Source organism: Deinococcus sp. LM3 (assembly GCF_002017875.1).
In the GTDB taxonomy this organism is placed as follows: Bacteria; Deinococcota; Deinococci; order Deinococcales; family Deinococcaceae; genus Deinococcus.
Map to the genome: position 1 here is coordinate 2,473,103 of NZ_MUFV01000001.1, position 17,264 is coordinate 2,490,366.

The following is a 17,264-nucleotide window of genomic DNA, read 5'->3' on the forward strand; positions in this document are numbered from 1 at the left end:
GGGGGCTTCATGACCGCCGCCCCCGTCGCCGACCTGCTGCCCGTCTCACCGGACGACCAGCCTGTCGCCGCCGTACTGGAGGGGGTGACTGTCACCTTCAGCCCGTCCGTGCTGGCCCGCGCGCGCCGCTGGGCGACCTTCTACCCGGCGTCGGACGTGCTGCTGGACCCGCACGGGCACTTCGCGCCGCAGCCGCGCGACCAGATGAGCGTCAGCGTGCACCTGTACGCCGTGACCCGCCGCCACCTGGACGGCATCCGCCCGGACGAGGGGGCCGTCATGGCTCGCATGCTGACCCTCACGCAGGTCGGCACTCAGGCGGCGCAGCGCCCCACTGACCGGGAACTGCCCCCGCCAGCGGCCGCCGGGATGGACGACCGGCCGGACACGAACGGGCCGCCAGACATGAACGATCTGCTGGGCCGCCTCGGCTGATACGGATTCCGATTGAATGGCTTGCAAAGCCGTTCAATCCGAGCGGAGCGAGCAGGAGAAAACGGGTTCCGGACGTGGAGCTGGCAGATCGGTGGTGTTCCGATCTGTCAGCGAAACAGACGGAATCCGTAGGAGCCCGCCGGGCCACGCGCCGCTCAGCCCAGCAGGGCGCGCAGGCCCCGGCGCGGCCGGGGAAAGCGGGCGGCCTGCACCTGCGCCGCGAACTCTTCCAGGGTGGCCTGCAGCCCCTGCGCCTCGGCCAGCAGGCGGGCGCTGATGCCCTGCACCTGCGAGTCGCGTTCCTGCTCCCAGTGGTTCAGGACGCGCTCGTTCAGGCGGGCGTGGTCGGGGCTGGTCACGTCGCGCGGCGGGGCGAGGCGGTCACGGGCCCGTTCGAGGTACGTGACGTGGTCGGCCGCGCGGGCCGCGCTTTCCAGGGTGCCCTGCGCCTTGAGTTCCGCCACGCGCGCCGCGAGCCGTTCGCGTTCCAGTACGGCGCGGGCACGCTCGCGGCCCTGCACCAGGGCGGCGGCGGCGGCCATGCCCACCAGCGCCAGCGTGAAGGTCAGCAGCGACCAGTGCGGCGGCGCGGTGTCCGTCTCGGGCAGGGCACTCAGGTCGGTCAGCTGGCCCTGCTGCGCGGCGTTCGCGGCGATCTCGGCCGTGACGCGCAGGATGCCGTCCCAGTTCAGGAAGCCCTCCACGCCCAGGTACAGCGCCGTGACGGCCAGGATGCCCGCCGTGTACGCGCGCGGGTGGGCCATGCCGGGCGTGCCGGGCGCGAGTTTGGCGCGGTACGCGAGTTCATCCACCAGCCACAGCAGCAGCACGCTGAACATCACCCCGGCCGTCAGGGCGATCAGGGTCAGGTACAGGCGGGACTCCGGGTTGAACAGCAGGTTGATGCTGACCCCGCTGATGATCCCCACGAAGAACTTGCTGAACACCGCGAACGCATTGAAGACCCGTTTGCTGCCGCTCTTCTGCTCGGGGGGGCGGATGGCGTGCCCCTCGCGGGCCAGGGTCATGACGGCCTGCTGGGTGTACAGGTCCTCGGCGCCGGTCGTGTCCGGGCGGGCGCCCACGCTCACCAGCGCCTCGAACCGGTGGGCGCGCGCCTGCTCGATGGCGGCGGTCGCGGCCTCGTAGTCGCGTTCCACGCCCCCGCTGGCGGCGTTCATGAAGTTCAGGTGCTCCTGCTGCCGCTCCCAGCTGCTGCGCACGCCCACGCCCGTCTCGGCCAGCACGCGGGTCAGGGCCGAGCGCGCCTGCTCGTGGTTCACGCGGTACCCCTCGACGTTCAGCGCCAGCAGCCGGGCGCGGCTGTGCAGGGCCGCGCGGGTCGCCTCGTCCGGCACCAGGCTCAGCTCGCCGCGCAGGTCGTCCAGCAGCGCCGCGAACTGCGCCGGTGCCAGGACCGGCAGGAACGCCTCGGCACTCAGCGGGTCCGGGCGGGGCAGCGCCGCCTCGTACAGGCGCGGGTCGAAGTCCGGCACGTCGGTGCTGCCCGCATCGGTGTTGCCACCGTCGGTGCTGCTCAGGTCGGCGCGGGCTACCTCGGCGCTGGCTACCTCGGTGCGGGCCGTCGTCGCGCCGTCCGGGGGAGTGTCCCCCTCGAATTCCAGGTCCACGGTGCCCAGGTCCGGCCCGCTGAGCGTCACGCGCGACAGGGGCCGGGTCGGGGGGCTGGTGTCGTCCGGTCGGGTGGGGTCGCCTGGGCGGGTCACCGGCGGGCCGCCTTCACGGCCGACGCGAAGGTCGGGTACACGTTCGACAGGTCGTACGCGCCGGCCAGCAGCACGCGCCGGTCACTGGCCGAGGCTCCCAGCGCCTTCACGAACGAGTCGCGGACCGACACGCCGCCCGCCCCGGCTTCCGGGCTGAGGCCTGCCACGAACAGCGTCCGGGTGGTCCTGGCGCCCAGCAGCTTGCGGGTCACGGTGCCCAGTCCGGCGCGGCCGGGGTCGTCGAGCAGCGCGCCGTCCGTGAACAGCACCACCACGTCGTTCACCTTCGCGGTCTGCGCGGCGCGTTTCGAGGCCTGGGTCAGTCCGGCCGTGATGGCGCTGCCGCGCCCGGTGCAGGGTCTGGTGAGCGCGGTCGTGTAGCGCAGGATGTCGGCCCGGGCCATGCGCGCCCCGTTCTTCGAGCTGAACGTGAAGTCCGCGACGGTCTGCACGCCTTCGCACACGCGCAGCAGGGTCAGGGTGTCGCCGCTGCGCAGCTGGTTGAGCATCACGCTCTGCGCCAGCAGCCGCGCCTGATCCGCGTACCGGAAGGCGGGGTTCTTGCTGCTGCCGGTCATGTCCACCGCGACCGTCAGGTGCAGCGGCGGCGTGGACAGCCCCAGCAGCGTCGAGGCACTCATGGCCGGAACCGGCAGGGACAGGGTGGACAGCAGGAGCAGGGCGGACAGCAGGGCAGGGGTTACGGGCATGGGCACTCCAGGGGGCAGGCGGGCGGCGCCGCCGGGGAAACAGGGGCAGAAGGAGACAGGGCACAGCGCAAGAGGCGCGCGTTCATGGAGCCACCGGGGCCGGATTGCGGGGGTTCAGGCCCGGTAGCGGCACGGCCGCCCCGGCCACGCGCGTGATGCCGGGCGGCGCCTCCAGGCTGCGGCGGTCGTGCGGCAACTCGCGCAGCAGGGCCACCTCGCGGCAGGCGGTCTGCTCGCGGTACAGCGTGACCGGCACGCTCTGACGGCCGTCCGGGTCGCCGATCCACACGGCCATGGCGTACTGCGGGGTGACGGCCGCGCACCAGGTGTCGTTCACGTCGTCGGTCGTGCCGGACTTCGCGCCCAGCGGCATGGCCCGCCCCTGCACGCGCTGGAACAGAGTGGGCCGCAGGAACGGCACGTGGCTGGCGTCGGTGCTGACGGCGGCGGTCAGCAGGTCGAAGGTCTCGTACGCGACGACCTCGTCCCAGAGCGGCTGGCAGTCCGGGCGGGGCAGCGGCAGTGGCCGCCCGGCCGTGTCCGTGACCTCGGCCAGCAGGTGCGGGCGGCACAGCAGGCCCCCGCCGGCGAAACTGGCGTACGCGGCCGCCACGTCCAGCGGCGCGGCCCGGTACGTGCCCAGCGACGGACTGGAGCGGTTGCTGCGGTCCTCCTGATACCCGGCGGCGTCCAGCACGGTACGCAGCGCCTTCTCGCGCGGCGTGCCGACCTGCACGGCCACGGTGTTCAGGCTCCGGGCGTTCGCCTCGCGCACCGTGACCGCCCGTCCCAGGAACGTGCCGGTGCTGTTCCGCACGGCCTGCGAACCGTAACGGGTCGCCTGATCCGTGAAGGCACTCAGCTGCGTCACGCCGTCCCCGAACGCGGCGGCGTACAGCAGCGGCTTGACGGTACTCGCCACCGGACGCAGCGCACTGACCGCCCACTGCCGCCCCGCGTCGCTGCTCTGGTTGCCGCCGGTGGAACTGGCGAGCGCCACGATCCCACCGCCCCGCACGTCCACGATGGCGGCCCCCTCGGCCACGCCGGTCGGGCGGGGGCCGGTGGCCACGCCGGTCGGGCGGGGGCCGGTGGCACCCTCGCCGGTCACGCGGCGCGTCAGGGCGGCCTGCGTGGCCGCGTCGACGGTCAGCACGACCCGCCCCACCCGTTTCGGGTCCAGGCCCGCCGCGCGCAGTTCGCGCCGCACGAGTTCCTGCATGGCCCACACGGGCTCCGGTTCGTTCGTGTAGGCGGGATTGCGGGCGGCCTGCACCACGCGCAGGTCCGTGCCGCTCCCGGCGTACTCGGCCCGCCACAACCGGGGTTGCAGCGGCGTACTGACCGCCTCCAGGTACTCGCCCTGACCGATCAGCCCACGCGACCGCAGGATCTCCAGCGTAACCAGCTGCTGCCTGCGCATCCAGCGGAAGCGGGCGGTGGCCGTCTCGGGCGGCGTGGTGTCCGTCACTAGATAACGGCCCGGCGCGGGCAGCAGGCCCACCAGGAACGCGCTCTGCGCCAGCGTCAGGTCCGCCGGTTCCACCCCGAACACCGCGCGGGCTGCGTCGTACACGCCCTTACGCTGCCCGATCCCGATCCACGGGAGGCTGTTCACGCTCATGGCCAGCACCTCGCGCCGCCCGTACCGCCACGTGACGACCGGCGCCAGCACGAACTCCGTGGCCTTGCGGGTCAGCGTCAGCAGCGGCCCGCGCCGGTCCGTGTCGTAATCGAAATGCCCGGCCAGCACGTTGTTCTTCAGCAATTGCATGGTGATGGTGCTGCCACCCGCGCCGCTCAGCAGGGCACGGGGAAGGCGGCCCAGGTCCACGCCCACGTGCGAGAAGAACCGCACGTCCTCCTTGGCCACGTACGCCAGCAGGAACGCCTCGCTCACCCCGGTCAGCGGCACGCTCAGGGACTCGCGGCACGGAACGGCGTTCACGGCGTTCCCCGCGCGGCAGTGGTCGATCACGCCCAACGGCTCGCCGCGACGGTCCACGACCTCGACGGGCCGCAGTTCCGCCCGCAGATTCCACACCCGCCCCAGCGCCCCGGTCCCCACCGCGCCCGCCACGCCCAGCGCGATCATGCCCACAGTCGCCGCGCCCACCCACGCCAGCGCCGCCCGCAGCACGCGCCGCAGCGTCCACGGCGCGGGCCGCCGCAGGAACGGCGAGCGCGGCCACGGGTTGCGCCACCGCTCCCAGACCCTCAGCATGCCCACGCCCCGTGTTCCCGGCGCAGAACGCTCAGCGGACCACGTCCGTCACGCCGGCCGCCGCCGACCGGAACTGCCAGTCACGCGCCACGCTGTTCCACAGACCCGACAGGCCCACCAGCAGCACCAGCACCGCCCCCAGCGCCGCCAGCGCCGTGACCGCACCCGGCCAGCCCGCACGCGGAAGCGGCGGGCGCGGCGCGCGGGGAGGCCGGGCGGGCCGGACCCGCCGCGCCGGAGCGGGCGCCGCGGACGGCAGGGGAGGCGTTCCAGGCAGGCCCGACGAGTACGGCCGGGGCTTACGCACGAAACTCATGGACAGAGCATACGGGGCAGGCATGAGGGACACATCCCACCAAAGGACGATCAAACGGACGTTAACGCCACTCGCCTGCACCGCTCCGGCCCAGCAGTGTGACAGGGCTTTCAGGATGTTCACTCGGACTAGAGATCAGGACATTCAGGGGTGGATTGAGAAATACCTCAGACTTCCTGTGAAAATCCCTCTGATCCTGCGCCCGAATTCCTGTTTCCAGCCAGTTGGTCTTCAGAGGCCGGGTGATCTGAAAACGCATTTTCGGGGGAATCCCGTTGGTCCCCAGATCGCTGGATCTTACTTGGCAACCTTGTTGCGTTCGGCAATCGCTTTGGCCAGTTTGGGATCAAAGAACCGAGCCGTGCTGGAAAACAGTTTCGTCCACGTCGCCCGGTCTACCACACCGGACGGCGCCAACCCGTTGGTACTCTGGAAAGCAATGACGTTGGCTTCAGTCACTGGTCCAAACCAACCGTCACCGCCCGCGCCCCGCGCTACTTTCGATACGTCCATAAGTCGATTCTGCAGCGCTACGACATCAGCTCCATTCATTCGAGGAGTCGAGAGGCGCAGTGTGCGCCGGAACGCAGGCGCGGTCACTGCGCTGCTGGCCGTCACATCCAAAAACACGAGGGTTGACCCCGGACGGTTGGGAAACGGCGCGACCATGACTTTGACGTACCCGCTGGGCATCTGAATCCAGTTGTAGACGTAGGCAGGGTCGTCGTCGCTGCGCCAGCCACCGTACAGGTTCAACCCGCTGACGCTCAGCAGTTGACGGGTCAGGGTTGAACTTCCGTCAGCAGCCACGCAGCGGCGGTTGGCCGTGCCCAGCAACTGGAACGGAGAAGGACACGGGCGGATGACGCCGTTGAGATTCACGGCAACGGCATTGGCTGCCCGGTCAACATCGGCGGGTGAGGTGGCCGCCAGCACACCGCCCCACAGCAAGGCACACACGGGCAGGAGGAAGCGGCTCATAGGTTACATGTAGCACGACTGGACAGGTCGCACACCCGAAAGTCAGCGTGCACCCCACGCCCTGACAGGGCTTTCAGAATGGTCGTGCGGCGTGGAGGTCGGCCTGGGCGGATGAAGGCGCGCTGGGAAAGACATCTGGGTCGCGGTGGGAAGCGGAAGCTGCTAGTGTTTTCCTGAAACCCTTTTCACAATCTGCGCCTGCCTGTTCCGGCCCACTTCTGGAGGTTCCGCATGATCCGAAAGTCTGTCCTGCTGCCAACGGCCGCCCTGCTGCTGAGTACCGCGCTGGCTGCCACGCCCTTCACGACCGGCGCGCCCGCCGCGAACGCCCCGTACCGCAACGCGGCCCTGCCGGTCGACGCGCGCGTGAACGACCTGCTGCTGCACATGACCCTGGACGAGAAGATCGGGCAGATGACCCAGGCGGAACGCGCCGCTGTCCGCGACCTGAACGACATGGCCTTGTTCGGCATCGGAAGCGTGCTGTCGGGTGGGGGGAGCGGCCCGGCCGACAACACCCCGCAGGGCTGGGCGGCGATGGTGGACGCCTTTCAGGCGGCGGCCCTGCGCAGCCGGCTGGGCATTCCCATGCTGTACGGCACGGACGCCGTGCATGGGCACAACAACGTGCCGGGCGCGACCCTGTTCCCGCACAACATCGGGCTGGGCGCGGCGGGCGACCCGGACCTCGCGCGGCGCGTCGGGCGGGCCACTGCCGAGGAGATGGCCGGCACCGGCGTCCGCTGGAATTTCAGCCCGTGCCTGTGCGTGGTGCGTGACGTGCGCTGGGGCCGCACCTATGAGAGCTTCGGTGAGACTCCGGCCCTCCCCACGGCCCTGAGCACCATCATCGACGGGTACCAGGGCGCGGGCGGCCTCGCTCAGCCCGGTGCGGTCCTGGCGACCGCCAAGCACTACCTGGGCGACGGCGGCACGGCTTTCGGCAGCAGCGCCACCGAGGGGTACCTGCTGGATCAGGGGGACACCCGCCTGAGCGAGGCGGAACTGCGGCGCGTGCACCTCCCGCCGTTCCGGGCGGCCGTGGCGCGCAACGTGGGCAGCGTGATGGTCAGCTTCTCCGGCTGGAACGGCACGAAACTGCACGCCCACCGCTCCCTGCTCACTGACGTGCTGAAAAAGGAACTGGGCTTCACGGGGTTCGTGGTGAGCGACTGGGCGGGCGTGGACCAGATTCCCGGCGGGTACCCGGTCGCCGTGCGCGCGGCCATCAACGCGGGGATCGACATGGTCATGGTGCCCAACGACTACGTGCGCTTCGTGGACACCCTGAGCGCCGAGGTGCGCGCCGGGCGCGTCCCCATGAGCCGTATCGACGACGCCGTGGCGCGCATCCTGCGGCAGAAGTTCCGGCTGGGTCTGTTCGAGCGTCCCATGACCGACCCCAGCTTCCAGCGGACCTTCGGCAGCGCCGGGCACCGCGCCCTGGCCCGCGAGGCCGTGCAGAAATCCCTGGTCCTGCTGCGTAACGACGGTGTGCTGCCGCTCCGGCCGGGCGCGCGGGTGTTCGTGGCCGGGCAGAGCGCCGACGACGTGGGCCGTCAGTCCGGCGGGTGGACCCTCACGTGGCAGGGGCAGAACGGCCCGGTACCCGGCGGGACCAGCCTGCTCGCCGGCCTGCGCCAGCTGAGCGAGGAGGGCGGCGGGGCGGTCACGTACGCGCGGGCCGCGCAGCCCGGACAGGCCCGCGACGCCGACGTGGGCCTCGTCGTGGTCGGAGAGACCCCCTACGCCGAGGGCAAGGGCGACCGCGCCTCGCTGGCCCTGAACGCCGAGGACACCGCGAACATCCGCACGGTGTGCGCCGACGGGCCGTGCGTGGTCGTGACCGTCTCGGGCCGCCCGCTGATCCTGCCCGGCACACCCATGAACGCCCTGGTGGCCGCGTGGCTGCCCGGCAGCGAGGGCGCGGGCGTGGCCGACGTGCTGTACGGCCGCGCGCCCTTCACCGGGCGGCTCCCGGTCAGCTGGCCGCGCCGTGACGATCAGCTGCCCCTGAACGCCGACACCCGCCCGTACGACCCGCTGTTCCCCGCCGGATTCGGCCTGACCACCCGGCCGTAGGCTCGCACTGGCAGGCGGTGCAGTCGGGCGGGCGGGACGCCCCGCAGACCCCCGCCGCTACACTCGGGGGCATGACCCGACCCGCACCGGCCCGCGACACGCTGCCCACCCGCGACGACCTGCGCGCCCAGTTCCCGCCGCTCGCGCAGGGCCGCGCGTACCTCGACAACGCCGCCGGGGGCCTGCTCCCCCTGCGTGCCATTGAGGCTGTCACCGGGCACCTGATGACCTACGGCGCCACGAACGCGATGCCGGGCCACCAGCCGGGCCGCGAGATCCTGGCCCTCAAACACCGCGCCCGCGAGGGCACCGCCCTGTTCCTGAACGCCGCGCCGGAAGACGTGGCCCTCGCGCAGAGCGCCACCGCCCTGACCTTCCGCCTCGCCGGGGCGTTCGCGCGCCTGTGGGGTCCCGGCGACGAGGTCATCCTGAGCGGCCTGGAACACGAGAGCAACGCCAGCCCCTGGCGGGAACTGGAACGCGTGGGCGTCACGGTGAAGGTCTGGCACGCCCGCCAGCCCGACATGACCCTGCATCCCGACGACCTCGCCGCGCTGCTCACGCCCCGCACGCGGCTGGTCGCCGTGACGGCCGCCAGCAACGCGCTGGGCGTCACGCCGGACATTCCTGCCATCACCGCGCAGGTCCGCGCCGCCGGAGCGTGGACCATCGTGGACGCCGTGCACGCCGCGCCGCACACCTTCCCGGACGTGCAGACCTGGGGTGCGGACTTCCTGACCTTCAGCCCGTACAAGGTCTGGGCGCCGCACCTGGGCGCCCTGTGGATCCGCCCGGACCTGCGCGCCACGCTCCCCTGGCCCCGCCTGGAATTCATCCCGGTGGGCGACATCACGGGCATCGAGCACGGCACCCCGCAGTTCGAGTTGCTGGCCGGGTGGCTCGGCACCCTGGATTACCTACGTGACCTCGCCGGGCACGCGGACCTGACCCGCGCCGCCCTGGCCGCCGCCTCGGGGCGCATTCACGAGCTGGAACAGCCGGTCATGGAGCGCCTCGTGACCGGCCTGCTCGACCACGACCTCGTCACCGTGTACGGTCCGCAGGGCACGCGGGGCCGTGTGGGCACCGTCGCCTTCCGCGTGAGCGGCGAGGCCCCGGAGCAGACCGCAGACCGCCTCAGCCGCGCCGGGGTGGACGTCGCCGCCGGACACTTCTACGCCGCGCAACCCCTGCGGGACCTGGGCCTGTACCCGCAGGGCGTCGTGCGCGCCAGCATCGCCCACTACACCACCACCGAGGACATCGACCGCCTTCTGGCCGAACTGGGCTGAAGTCAGGGGGGGGAAGAGTGGGGAGTGGGTGTTGGAGTGGCGCCCGCACCCCACTCCCGGTTTACGGCTGCGGCGTCAGCGTGAAGTCCCACTCGAACGAGCGGCCCCACGGCAGCGTGGCGTCCCGGAGGGTGTACGTGCCGCCCAGGCGCAGCGGGAAGGCGTCGCGGGCGAGGTTCAGCAGGGTGTCGCGCGTGCCGGGGGCGGTCAGTTGCGCTTCCGGGATGGCCTTTCTCAGGGCGGCGCGCAGGTCGGCGCTGTAGATCACGTCGTTGGCGTACTCGCGGGCCAGCAGGGCGTCCTGCCGGACGGGGTCCGTGCCCGGCGCGAGGGCCACCTTGGCGTGTGCGAGGGCCGCGCCCAGGTTGTTGCCGGGCGTGCCCCACGCGGCCAGCGCCTTGAGGTTCGCGGTGCGGCGCAGCGTCTGAAGGTCCGTCCACAGGCGCGGGTTGCCCAGGTTCACCTTCTCCACGTCGGCCACCGCGACCGGCCCGGCCGCCAGCAGGCGGCTGACGCGCACGGCGGCGCGGCGGGGGTCGCCCCCGTTGAATACGAACACCGTCAGGTCCGCCGGCCGGCCGGCCTCCTGCACGGTGAAACCGCTGGCCTGCGCGTGGTTCACGGCACTCTGCGTCAGGGGAATGCCCTCGTAGCGGATGACCTGCCGCGCGGCGGCCGGATCGCTGTACTCGAAGGTCACGGTGGCGGGCTGCGGGGCCAGGGCGCGGGCAGTCAGCATGGACAGCACCTCGTCCGCGCCGGGGTAGACCAGCACGTTCGCCAGGGCGTCCTTGGCCAGCGCGGCGCCCTCGGCGGGAGCGGGACTGCCGGGCAGGGCGTCGTCCCAGCTGACGTGCAACTGCGCGAAACTCCCGGCGCGCGCCCAGTCCAGCAGGGTGCGGGTCACGGCGAGGTTGCGCCCACGGTTCGTGGCGTCCGGTTCGCGCGGCAGCGTGATGAACGCGTACACGGGCTGCCCGGTGCGGGCCGTCCAGGTGCGCAGGGGTTCCAGCCGCGCCAGCGCCTCTGCGGCGCTCAGGGGGCTCGTGCGGGACTGCACCAGCCCGCCGTAGGCCAGGGCGTCCAGCGCGGCGATCAGCGGGCCGTCCTTGGGTTGCGCCTCCAGCCACGCGGTCAGGGCGGCCGGGTCCGCGCCCATCTGCGCGTTGCCCAGCAGCGAGGCGGGCGGGACGTGCGCCGCGCCGCCGCGCAGGTCCGCGATCAGGGCCGGCAGGACCCGCGTGGCCGGGCGGGAATCCAGGGGCAGCAGCGTCTGCGCCTGCGCGCCCCCGAGCGCCCCACCCAGGGCGAGGGTCAGGGAGGACAGCGTGCTCAGCAGGACCGGACGGGAGAACTTCATACCCCCGAGCGTACGGGCGCGGCGTGAGCCTTCCCGCAGAGGAAGCTCTGGACGGGGGGCCTGGACCCCGCCGCGTCACTGTAGTCATGCGTCCCCACGCGGGCGGCCCGCGCGGCGTAGCCTGCGTCTCATGAAGTCGCCAGGACTACGATGGACGGACATCTGGAAACTCGCCTGGAGGGGCCTGACCCGCCGCCGCGTCCGCACGCTGCTGACCACGCTGGGCATCACGGTCGCGGTCGCCAGCATGGTGATCTTCCTGTCGCTCGGCGAGGGCATCCGCAAGGTGTTCGTCTCGCAGCTCGGCGGGATCGGCCCGGACGTGCAGGTCAGCCTCACGCCGCTCTCGCAGGGACTGGCGCTGCAACCGAACCTGCCGCAGAAGACCGCCGACGACATCCAGGCACTCGCGCCGGAACTCGGCATCCAGACGGTCACGCCGGTCATCATGGCCGTGCGCGGCGGCCTGGAAGTCACGCAGAGCGTCGTCCTGTACGGCCTGCCCGCCGCGCAGGGCATCGCGGCCGTGTTCCCCACCACCACCGCCGCTCAGGGCCGCGCCCTGACTCCCGCCGACGAGGGCGCGGCCGTGGCGGTCGCCGGGGCGAAAGCCGCGCAGAACCTGCGGCTGAAGGTCGGCAGCACCCTCAACCTCAACCGCCGCAACCAGGTGAAGGTGATCGGCGTGCTCGCCCCGGAAAGTGGGCTGGTGGACAACTTCATCTTCATTCCGCTGGGCACCCTGCAACGCAGCGAGGGCGCGGCGGGCCGCGTGTCGCTGGTCGCCGTGAAACTCGACAACCCCCGCGACGCCCGGCGCGTGGCCGACGTCCTGTCCGAGCGGCTGGACCTGGAGGCCGGCACCCAGAGCGACTTCCTGAGTTTCATCGACCGCGCCCTGATCATCAGTGACGCCGTGCGCTTCGGCATCTCGCTGATTGCCCTGATCGTGGGCGGGCTGGCCGTGGCGAACACCGTCATGATGGGTGTGTTTGAACGCACCCGCGAGTTCGGCACGCTGCGCGCCATCGGGGCGCGCCCATCGTTCGTGCGGTCCCTGGTCCTGACCGAATCGCTGCTGCTGTCGCTGGTGGGCGGCGTGGGCGGCGTGCTGCTCGGCCTCGCCGGGATCGCCGGCGTGAACCTGTACACCCAGCAGCTCGCCGGGATCGACGCGGCCGCCCTGACGCCCCGGCTGGTGCTGCTGGCGCTGGCCATCAGCCTGCTGCTGGGCCTGCTCTCGGGCCTGCTGCCGGCCCGCAACGCCGGGCGCATGAGCATCGTGGGCGCCCTCGGGAGACTCTGACATGACCACCCACCCCGCCCGACCCGGCATCCAGGCCGCGCCCGCCCTGCCCGCCCTGCGCACCGAGACCCTCTCGCGCACCTACCCCAGCGGCGACGGACAGGTGCTGGCCCTCGCGCCGTTCACGCACACCTTCCCGCCCGGCCTGACCGCCGTGGTCGGCCCATCCGGCAGCGGCAAGAGCACCCTGCTGAACCTGCTGGCCGGCTTCGACGAACCCACCACCGGCCGCGTCGTCGTCGGCGACACCGCCCTGACCAGCCTGAGCGAGGCGGACCGCGCGGACTTCCGGCTGCGCCACTACGGGTTCGTGTTCCAGAACCACAACCTCGTCAGCATCCTCAGCGCGCAGGAGAACGTCGAGTTCCCCCTGACGCTGGCCGGCGTGCCGCACCGTGAGCGGCAGGACCGCGCCCGCGAACTCCTGGCCCTCGTCGGCCTGGAGGGCCGCGCCGGCCACCTGCCCAACCAGCTCTCGGGCGGCGAGGCGCAGCGCGTCGCGGTCGCCCGCGCGCTGGCGCACGACCCGGCCATCCTGCTGGCCGACGAACCCACCGGCAACCTCGACAGCCGCACAGGCGAGCGGGTCCTGGGCCTGCTGCAATGCGCCGCCGCGACCGGCCGCACCGTCATCCTGATCACCCACGACCGCGACGTGGCCGCCCAGGCCGACCATCACCTGAGCGTGAAAGACGGCGAGGTCAGCCCCGTGGACTGATACGGACTCCGATTGAATGGCCTGTAAAGCCGCTGGGTCCGAGCAGATGCGACTCGTAGAGCTGCCCCGCAGAGTGGGAGAGAAACGCCCCTCCGGACGTGGAGCTGGCAATCCGGTGAAGTTCCGGATTGTCAGCGGAACAAACGGAACCCGCATCGGAACACTGCGTCTATCCTGTAGATAAACTGCGGCGCCCCTGAGCGCCCCCGTCTGGCAGGACCCGGAGTCCGGATCAGTTCAGGGGACCGGGCTGCCGCTGGCGCGGGTGGTGTCGCGCAGCCAGTAGGCGTGGCCCAGGCGGTCTTTCAGGCGCACCACGACCTGCACGCCCGAACCGGGCCGCAGGTCGCCGCTGCCACTCCAGGCGGCGGCGTTCAGGGTTCCCAGCGACGTCTGGCCCGCAGGCGAGGTGCGCAGCGGCGCCTTCCACACGCCGGTCCCCGTGACGACGAACACGCCGTCCAGGGTCAGGCCGCTCAGGGACGCGGCGGCCCCCGCGCGGCCCGGCGCGGTCGCGCCGACCTGCACGCGCACGCCCAGCCCGCCGCCGTACAGCGTGACGGTCGACCGCGCGCTCAGGACGTGCCCCTGCCGGTTCAGGGTGGTGGGGGCGCTCAGCAGGTCGCTCGCCTGCGGGTCCGGCGTTCCGCCGGCCGCGCCGCAGGCCACCAGCGCGCAGGCCAGGGCGGACAGCCAGAACTTCTTCATGCCTCCAGCCTAGCCCATGAGGGCCGGATGCGCAGCCGACCAAAGTTGCAGGGGTGATCCGGGCCGCCCCGACCGGGCCGCTGCGGGTGGCCGCGGGCGCTCACCAGCTCAGGTCGGGGGCCGTGACGATCCGGTCGGCCGGCTGGTCCGTGAACAGCGTGTAGGTCAGGGTGTACGTGCCGGGAATCACGCGGCCCAGCAGCAGGCTGTCGCCTTCCACGCGCGGGTTCACGTTCGCGAGGCTGGGTCCCTGCACCTGGATGGGACCGCGCACGGCCGGCTGCGCGCCCCCAGCGGGCAGGGCGTCGAACAGGCGCAGGTTCTCCAGGGTGCTGTCCACGTTCAGGATCAGGGTCACGAGGTAGCCCTGCGCGGTGGCCTCCACGCTTTTTTGCAGGCTGGCGCGCGCGCCGCCCTCGACGTTGCGGGTCACGTTCGCGCCGCCCGGATTGCGCACGCGGGCCTGCCCGGTGGTGCGCAGGTCGGTGGGGTCCAGCACCGCCTCGGCGGTGTCGCTGCGGCACACCCGGACCGGGACTTTCAGGCGCAGCGGCTGACCCTGGCTGAACTCGCCCGGCACTTCCAGCGGGTAGTCGCTTGTCCAGCCGGTCGGGAGGTTCAGTTTCAGGCGGGCCGGCAGGCGGTACGGGAACTCGGTCCTGGCGGTCGCGGTGAGTTGCGTCACGTCGCAGGCGTTCAGGATGTCCGGCGCGGTGACCAGCGTCACCTCGGTCCGTACGCGGTACTCGATGGTGACGCGGTTGGTGCCGCCGTCCGCGACCCGGCCCGGCAGGGGGCGCGTGAAGGTGCTGCCGGGAATGGTGGTCGGCGTGACCGGGTAATCACCGGGCGCGAGCGGCACGGTCGCGGGCGTGGTCAGGGTGCGGCCCGCCACCTCGAAGGGCACGCCGGTCAGCGGGATGCGCTGATCACCGTACAGCGCGACGGCGTCCACGGCCAGCTGACCTTCGGGCGGGCGGGCCACGAAGCGGATCTTGTTGAAGCCCGGCTGGTACCGGACCTCGGTGGGCGACACGACGTTCCCGGTGCCCTGCAGCAGCGTGCCGCTGACCGGAACGTAACCGGGCGGCAGCTGCGGCCGCACGACCGCGTCGCCCACCAGCGCGTACGACGCGCCGGGAATCGGGCGGCCCTGCGGGTCCACCACGTCCACGAGCAGCTGGTTGGCGATCTTCACGGTGTCCGGCAGCGTGAAGCCGCCCACGCGGGCCGTGATGGGCTTGTCGTCCAGCCGGAACGAGTAACGGATGGCGTTGCTGTACTGCCGGGTGGTGGGCAGCACCCGGATGAACAGCTGCCACTCGCCCACCAGTTCCGGCGTGATGCGGAACGGGTCGGTGGCGGTCCGGCCGTTCTCGCTGGCGGTCAGGTTCACGCGCGCCCCGCCGGGCTGCACGGCCCACAGTTCCGCTTCCGGGGCGCCGTCCACGTCGTAGTTCAGCAGGCCCAGCGTCTTCCCGACCCAGTCGCCCGTCACGTTCACGCGCGCGGCCAGCAGGGGAGAGGCGTCGGTGCTGCGGGCGTTCACGCTGAAATCGCTGGTTTCCAGCGCGAAGGGCGCGGCGACCCGCAGCGCGAACGAGTTCTTCCCGTCGCCCCGGCTGCTGACCTTCAGGGTGTACGTGCCGGCGGCGAGACCACCCGCGAACAGGCTGTCCCAGGTGTGCTCGCGGTTCAGTCCGTAGCGCCGCTCGACGACCGTGCCGGCCGGGCCGGTCAGCGTGAAGGTCGATTCGAAGGGTTCATTCTTCTTGTACAGCTCGTCCCCGAAGTACCCGTCGCCCCGGCGGCCGTCCACGTAATCCGCGAGGTTGAAGGTCGGCGAGTACACCTCCAGCCCCAGGGGTTTGCCGGCGTCGGCGGCCGACACGCGGATCACGTACGATTCCTGCGCCTGCGGCCACTTTTCACCCACGGACACCAGCGGCAGGATCCCGCCGGTCTGCGCGGCGGCGGGCGCGGCCCCCAGCGTGAGCAGCCCCAGGGTCAGCAGGGCGGGGCGGAGACGGACAGATCGGACGGGCGTGAACGTGGGCATGACTGCGAAAAATCATACACGCGCCCGCACGTCTGGCCGCCGCGCCCGCCTGTTCCGCCCGCCGGGGGTAGCATGCGGCCCAGATGTCCGTCCTCGCCCCCCGCGCCCGCGCGCTGATCGACCCCGACGCCCTGCGCGGCAACCTGAGCGCCCTGGCGGCCCGCAGCGGCACGCCCCTGATCCTGCCGGTCAAGGCGAACGCCTACGGGCACGGCCTGAGCCTGATCGCGACCCTGGCCGCCGCACACCCGGACGTGTGGGGACTGGCGGTCGCCACGCCCCGCGAGGCGCAGGCCGCCGCCGCCCTGAACACCGGCCGGCCCGTGCTGCTGCTCACGCCGCCCACGCCCGCCGAGGTGCCGGTCCTGGCGGACCTGGGCGTGCGCCTGCCCGTCGCGTCCCTGGCCGAGGCGGCCGCGCTGCCCGCCCACGCCCGCGCGCACCTGAAGGTCGACACCGGCATGAACCGCCTGGGCGCCCGCCCCGACGAGGCCGTCGCCGTGGGCCGCGAACTGGCCCGCCGGGGCCTGCTGGAAGGCGCGTACACCCACTTCGCCAGCGCCGACGAACCCGACCTGACGTTCGCCCATGAGCAGCTGCGCCGCTTCCAGGCGGTGCTGGACGCCCTGCCCCCCACGCCCCGGCCGCTGCTGGCGCACGCCGCGAACGGCGGCGCCGTCCTCAGCCTGGGCCACCTGCCGGGCATGGCGCTCGCCCGGCCCGGACTGGCCGCGTACGGCTTCGCTCCGGCGCACCTGCGCGCCCAGGCCCCGCTCACCCCGGTCATGACCGTGCAGGCCAGCGTCACACACCTGCACACCGTCCCGGCCGGAGAGACCGTCAGTTACGGCGGCCTGTGGCGGGCCGCGCGCGACACGCCGGTCGCCACCGTCGGCATCGGGTACGCCGACGGCTACCCCCGGAACGCCACCGGCCGCGCCGAGGTGCTCGTCGCCGGGCAGCGCCGCCCGGTCCTGGGCCGCATCTGCATGGATCAACTCATGATCGACGTGACCGGCCTGAACGTGCAGCCCGGCGATCCCGTCACCCTCTGGACCCAGCGTGAGCTGACCGTCACCGACGTGGCCGCCTGGGGAAGCACCGTGGAATACGAGGTCCTGACCGGCGTGGGCGACCGCGTGGAACGCCAGATGGGGGAGACCCCGTGACAGGAAGGTGGGCCGTGGAAGATTGCTCCTGCGGCCCACCTCTCTCGCCCGCCTCAGTACGTTGAAGCTAACATTGCGAGATTCCGGGAAAGCGCCGGAACCTCTCCATTCCCGCTTCAACGTACTTTCTTCTGCTCCGCGCTCCGCGCGGTTTATCTACAAGATAAACGCAGTGTG

14 protein-coding genes are annotated in these 17,264 nt (G+C 72.1%); 6 read left to right on the forward strand and 8 right to left on the reverse strand.

The features are described from left to right. The first annotated feature begins 9 nt into the window (after positions 1-9). Entirely contained in the window at positions 10-435 is a 426-nt protein-coding gene (locus BXU09_RS11635; protein WP_078302843.1) for a hypothetical protein, read from the forward strand. A 155-nt stretch (positions 436-590) separates the two neighbouring features. On the opposite strand, the gene BXU09_RS11640 is transcribed toward BXU09_RS11635, so the two are convergent. The 5 genes from BXU09_RS11640 to BXU09_RS11660 form a co-directional block, all read right to left on the reverse strand. After that, positions 591-2,162: a hypothetical protein gene (locus tag BXU09_RS11640; protein WP_240501200.1), complete on the reverse strand. Its 1,572-nt coding sequence runs from the start codon at positions 2,160-2,162 to the stop codon at positions 591-593. Continuing rightward, complete coding sequence (locus BXU09_RS11645; RefSeq protein ID WP_078302846.1) at positions 2,159-2,872, reverse strand: VWA domain-containing protein; 714 nt, start codon at positions 2,870-2,872, stop codon at positions 2,159-2,161. Before BXU09_RS11645 ends, BXU09_RS11640 begins: the two co-directional genes overlap by 4 nt. 82 nt (positions 2,873-2,954) lie before the next feature. Continuing rightward, positions 2,955-5,096, reverse strand: coding sequence for a transglycosylase domain-containing protein (locus BXU09_RS11650; protein WP_240501202.1), 2,142 nt, complete (start codon positions 5,094-5,096; stop codon positions 2,955-2,957). Positions 5,097-5,127: 31 nt separating this feature from the next. Continuing rightward, positions 5,128-5,412: a hypothetical protein gene (locus BXU09_RS11655; protein ID WP_078302849.1), complete on the reverse strand. Its 285-nt coding sequence runs from the start codon at positions 5,410-5,412 to the stop codon at positions 5,128-5,130. 297 nt (positions 5,413-5,709) lie between these two features. Beyond that, entirely contained in the window at positions 5,710-6,393 is a 684-nt protein-coding gene (locus BXU09_RS11660; RefSeq protein WP_078302853.1) for a peptidoglycan-binding domain-containing protein, read from the reverse strand. A 231-nt stretch (positions 6,394-6,624) separates the two neighbouring features. Between BXU09_RS11660 and BXU09_RS11665 the strand changes: the two genes are divergently transcribed. Both BXU09_RS11665 and BXU09_RS11670 read left to right on the forward strand, forming a co-directional pair. After that, on the forward strand, positions 6,625-8,475 hold the full coding sequence (locus tag BXU09_RS11665; RefSeq protein WP_078302856.1) for a glycoside hydrolase family 3 protein: 1,851 nt from the start codon (positions 6,625-6,627) through the stop codon (positions 8,473-8,475). 71 nt (positions 8,476-8,546) lie between these two features. Beyond that, positions 8,547-9,767 (forward strand): cysteine desulfurase-like protein, encoded by a 1,221-nt coding sequence (locus BXU09_RS11670; RefSeq protein WP_078304987.1) that lies wholly within the window; start codon positions 8,547-8,549, stop codon positions 9,765-9,767. A gap of 61 nt (positions 9,768-9,828) precedes the next feature. On the opposite strand, the gene BXU09_RS11675 is transcribed toward BXU09_RS11670, so the two are convergent. Further along, on the reverse strand, positions 9,829-11,127 hold the full coding sequence (locus BXU09_RS11675) for a DUF4127 family protein (RefSeq protein ID WP_078302859.1): 1,299 nt from the start codon (positions 11,125-11,127) through the stop codon (positions 9,829-9,831). A 130-nt stretch (positions 11,128-11,257) separates the two neighbouring features. On the opposite strand from BXU09_RS11675, the gene BXU09_RS11680 reads away from it, so the two are divergent. Further along, a complete protein-coding gene (locus BXU09_RS11680; protein ID WP_078302863.1) occupies positions 11,258-12,433 on the forward strand; it encodes an ABC transporter permease in 1,176 nt (391 codons plus the stop codon). A 1-nt stretch (position 12,434) separates the two neighbouring features. After that, positions 12,435-13,151 (forward strand): ABC transporter ATP-binding protein, encoded by a 717-nt coding sequence (locus BXU09_RS11685; RefSeq protein WP_078302867.1) that lies wholly within the window; start codon positions 12,435-12,437, stop codon positions 13,149-13,151. Positions 13,152-13,388: 237 nt separating this feature from the next. On the opposite strand, the gene BXU09_RS11690 is transcribed toward BXU09_RS11685, so the two are convergent. Then, positions 13,389-13,859 carry a hypothetical protein gene (locus BXU09_RS11690; protein WP_078302871.1) on the reverse strand — a complete coding sequence of 157 codons (471 nt, stop codon included), beginning with the start codon at positions 13,857-13,859 and terminating at the stop codon, positions 13,389-13,391. A 100-nt stretch (positions 13,860-13,959) separates the two neighbouring features. Beyond that, positions 13,960-15,918, reverse strand: coding sequence for a hypothetical protein (locus tag BXU09_RS11695; protein ID WP_078302874.1), 1,959 nt, complete (start codon positions 15,916-15,918; stop codon positions 13,960-13,962). 83 nt (positions 15,919-16,001) lie between these two features. Here BXU09_RS11695 and alr point away from each other — a divergent pair, with 83 nt between their 5' ends. Next, entirely contained in the window at positions 16,002-17,087 is a 1,086-nt protein-coding gene (alr, locus tag BXU09_RS11700) for an alanine racemase (RefSeq protein WP_078302878.1), read from the forward strand. Positions 17,088-17,264: the final 177 nt, after the last annotated feature.

What these genes read in the sequence shown, in the direction of transcription:
- BXU09_RS11650 (WP_240501202.1), bottom strand. Translation starts at nt 5,096, where the DNA reads ATGCTGAGGGTCTGGGAGCGGTGGCGCAACCCGTGGCCGCGCTCGCCG.
- BXU09_RS11695 (WP_078302874.1), bottom strand. Translation starts at nt 15,918, where the DNA reads ATGCCCACGTTCACGCCCGTCCGATCTGTCCGTCTCCGCCCCGCCCTG.
- BXU09_RS11690 (WP_078302871.1), bottom strand. Translation starts at nt 13,859, where the DNA reads ATGAAGAAGTTCTGGCTGTCCGCCCTGGCCTGCGCGCTGGTGGCCTGC.
- BXU09_RS11635 (WP_078302843.1), top strand. Translation starts at nt 10, where the DNA reads ATGACCGCCGCCCCCGTCGCCGACCTGCTGCCCGTCTCACCGGACGAC.
- BXU09_RS11675 (WP_078302859.1), bottom strand. Translation starts at nt 11,127, where the DNA reads ATGAAGTTCTCCCGTCCGGTCCTGCTGAGCACGCTGTCCTCCCTGACC.
- BXU09_RS11645 (WP_078302846.1), bottom strand. Translation starts at nt 2,872, where the DNA reads ATGCCCGTAACCCCTGCCCTGCTGTCCGCCCTGCTCCTGCTGTCCACC.
- BXU09_RS11670 (WP_078304987.1), top strand. Translation starts at nt 8,547, where the DNA reads ATGACCCGACCCGCACCGGCCCGCGACACGCTGCCCACCCGCGACGAC.
- BXU09_RS11655 (WP_078302849.1), bottom strand. Translation starts at nt 5,412, where the DNA reads ATGAGTTTCGTGCGTAAGCCCCGGCCGTACTCGTCGGGCCTGCCTGGA.
- BXU09_RS11680 (WP_078302863.1), top strand. Translation starts at nt 11,258, where the DNA reads ATGAAGTCGCCAGGACTACGATGGACGGACATCTGGAAACTCGCCTGG.
- BXU09_RS11665 (WP_078302856.1), top strand. Translation starts at nt 6,625, where the DNA reads ATGATCCGAAAGTCTGTCCTGCTGCCAACGGCCGCCCTGCTGCTGAGT.
- BXU09_RS11685 (WP_078302867.1), top strand. Translation starts at nt 12,435, where the DNA reads ATGACCACCCACCCCGCCCGACCCGGCATCCAGGCCGCGCCCGCCCTG.
- alr (WP_078302878.1), top strand. Translation starts at nt 16,002, where the DNA reads ATGTCCGTCCTCGCCCCCCGCGCCCGCGCGCTGATCGACCCCGACGCC.
- BXU09_RS11660 (WP_078302853.1), bottom strand. Translation starts at nt 6,393, where the DNA reads ATGAGCCGCTTCCTCCTGCCCGTGTGTGCCTTGCTGTGGGGCGGTGTG.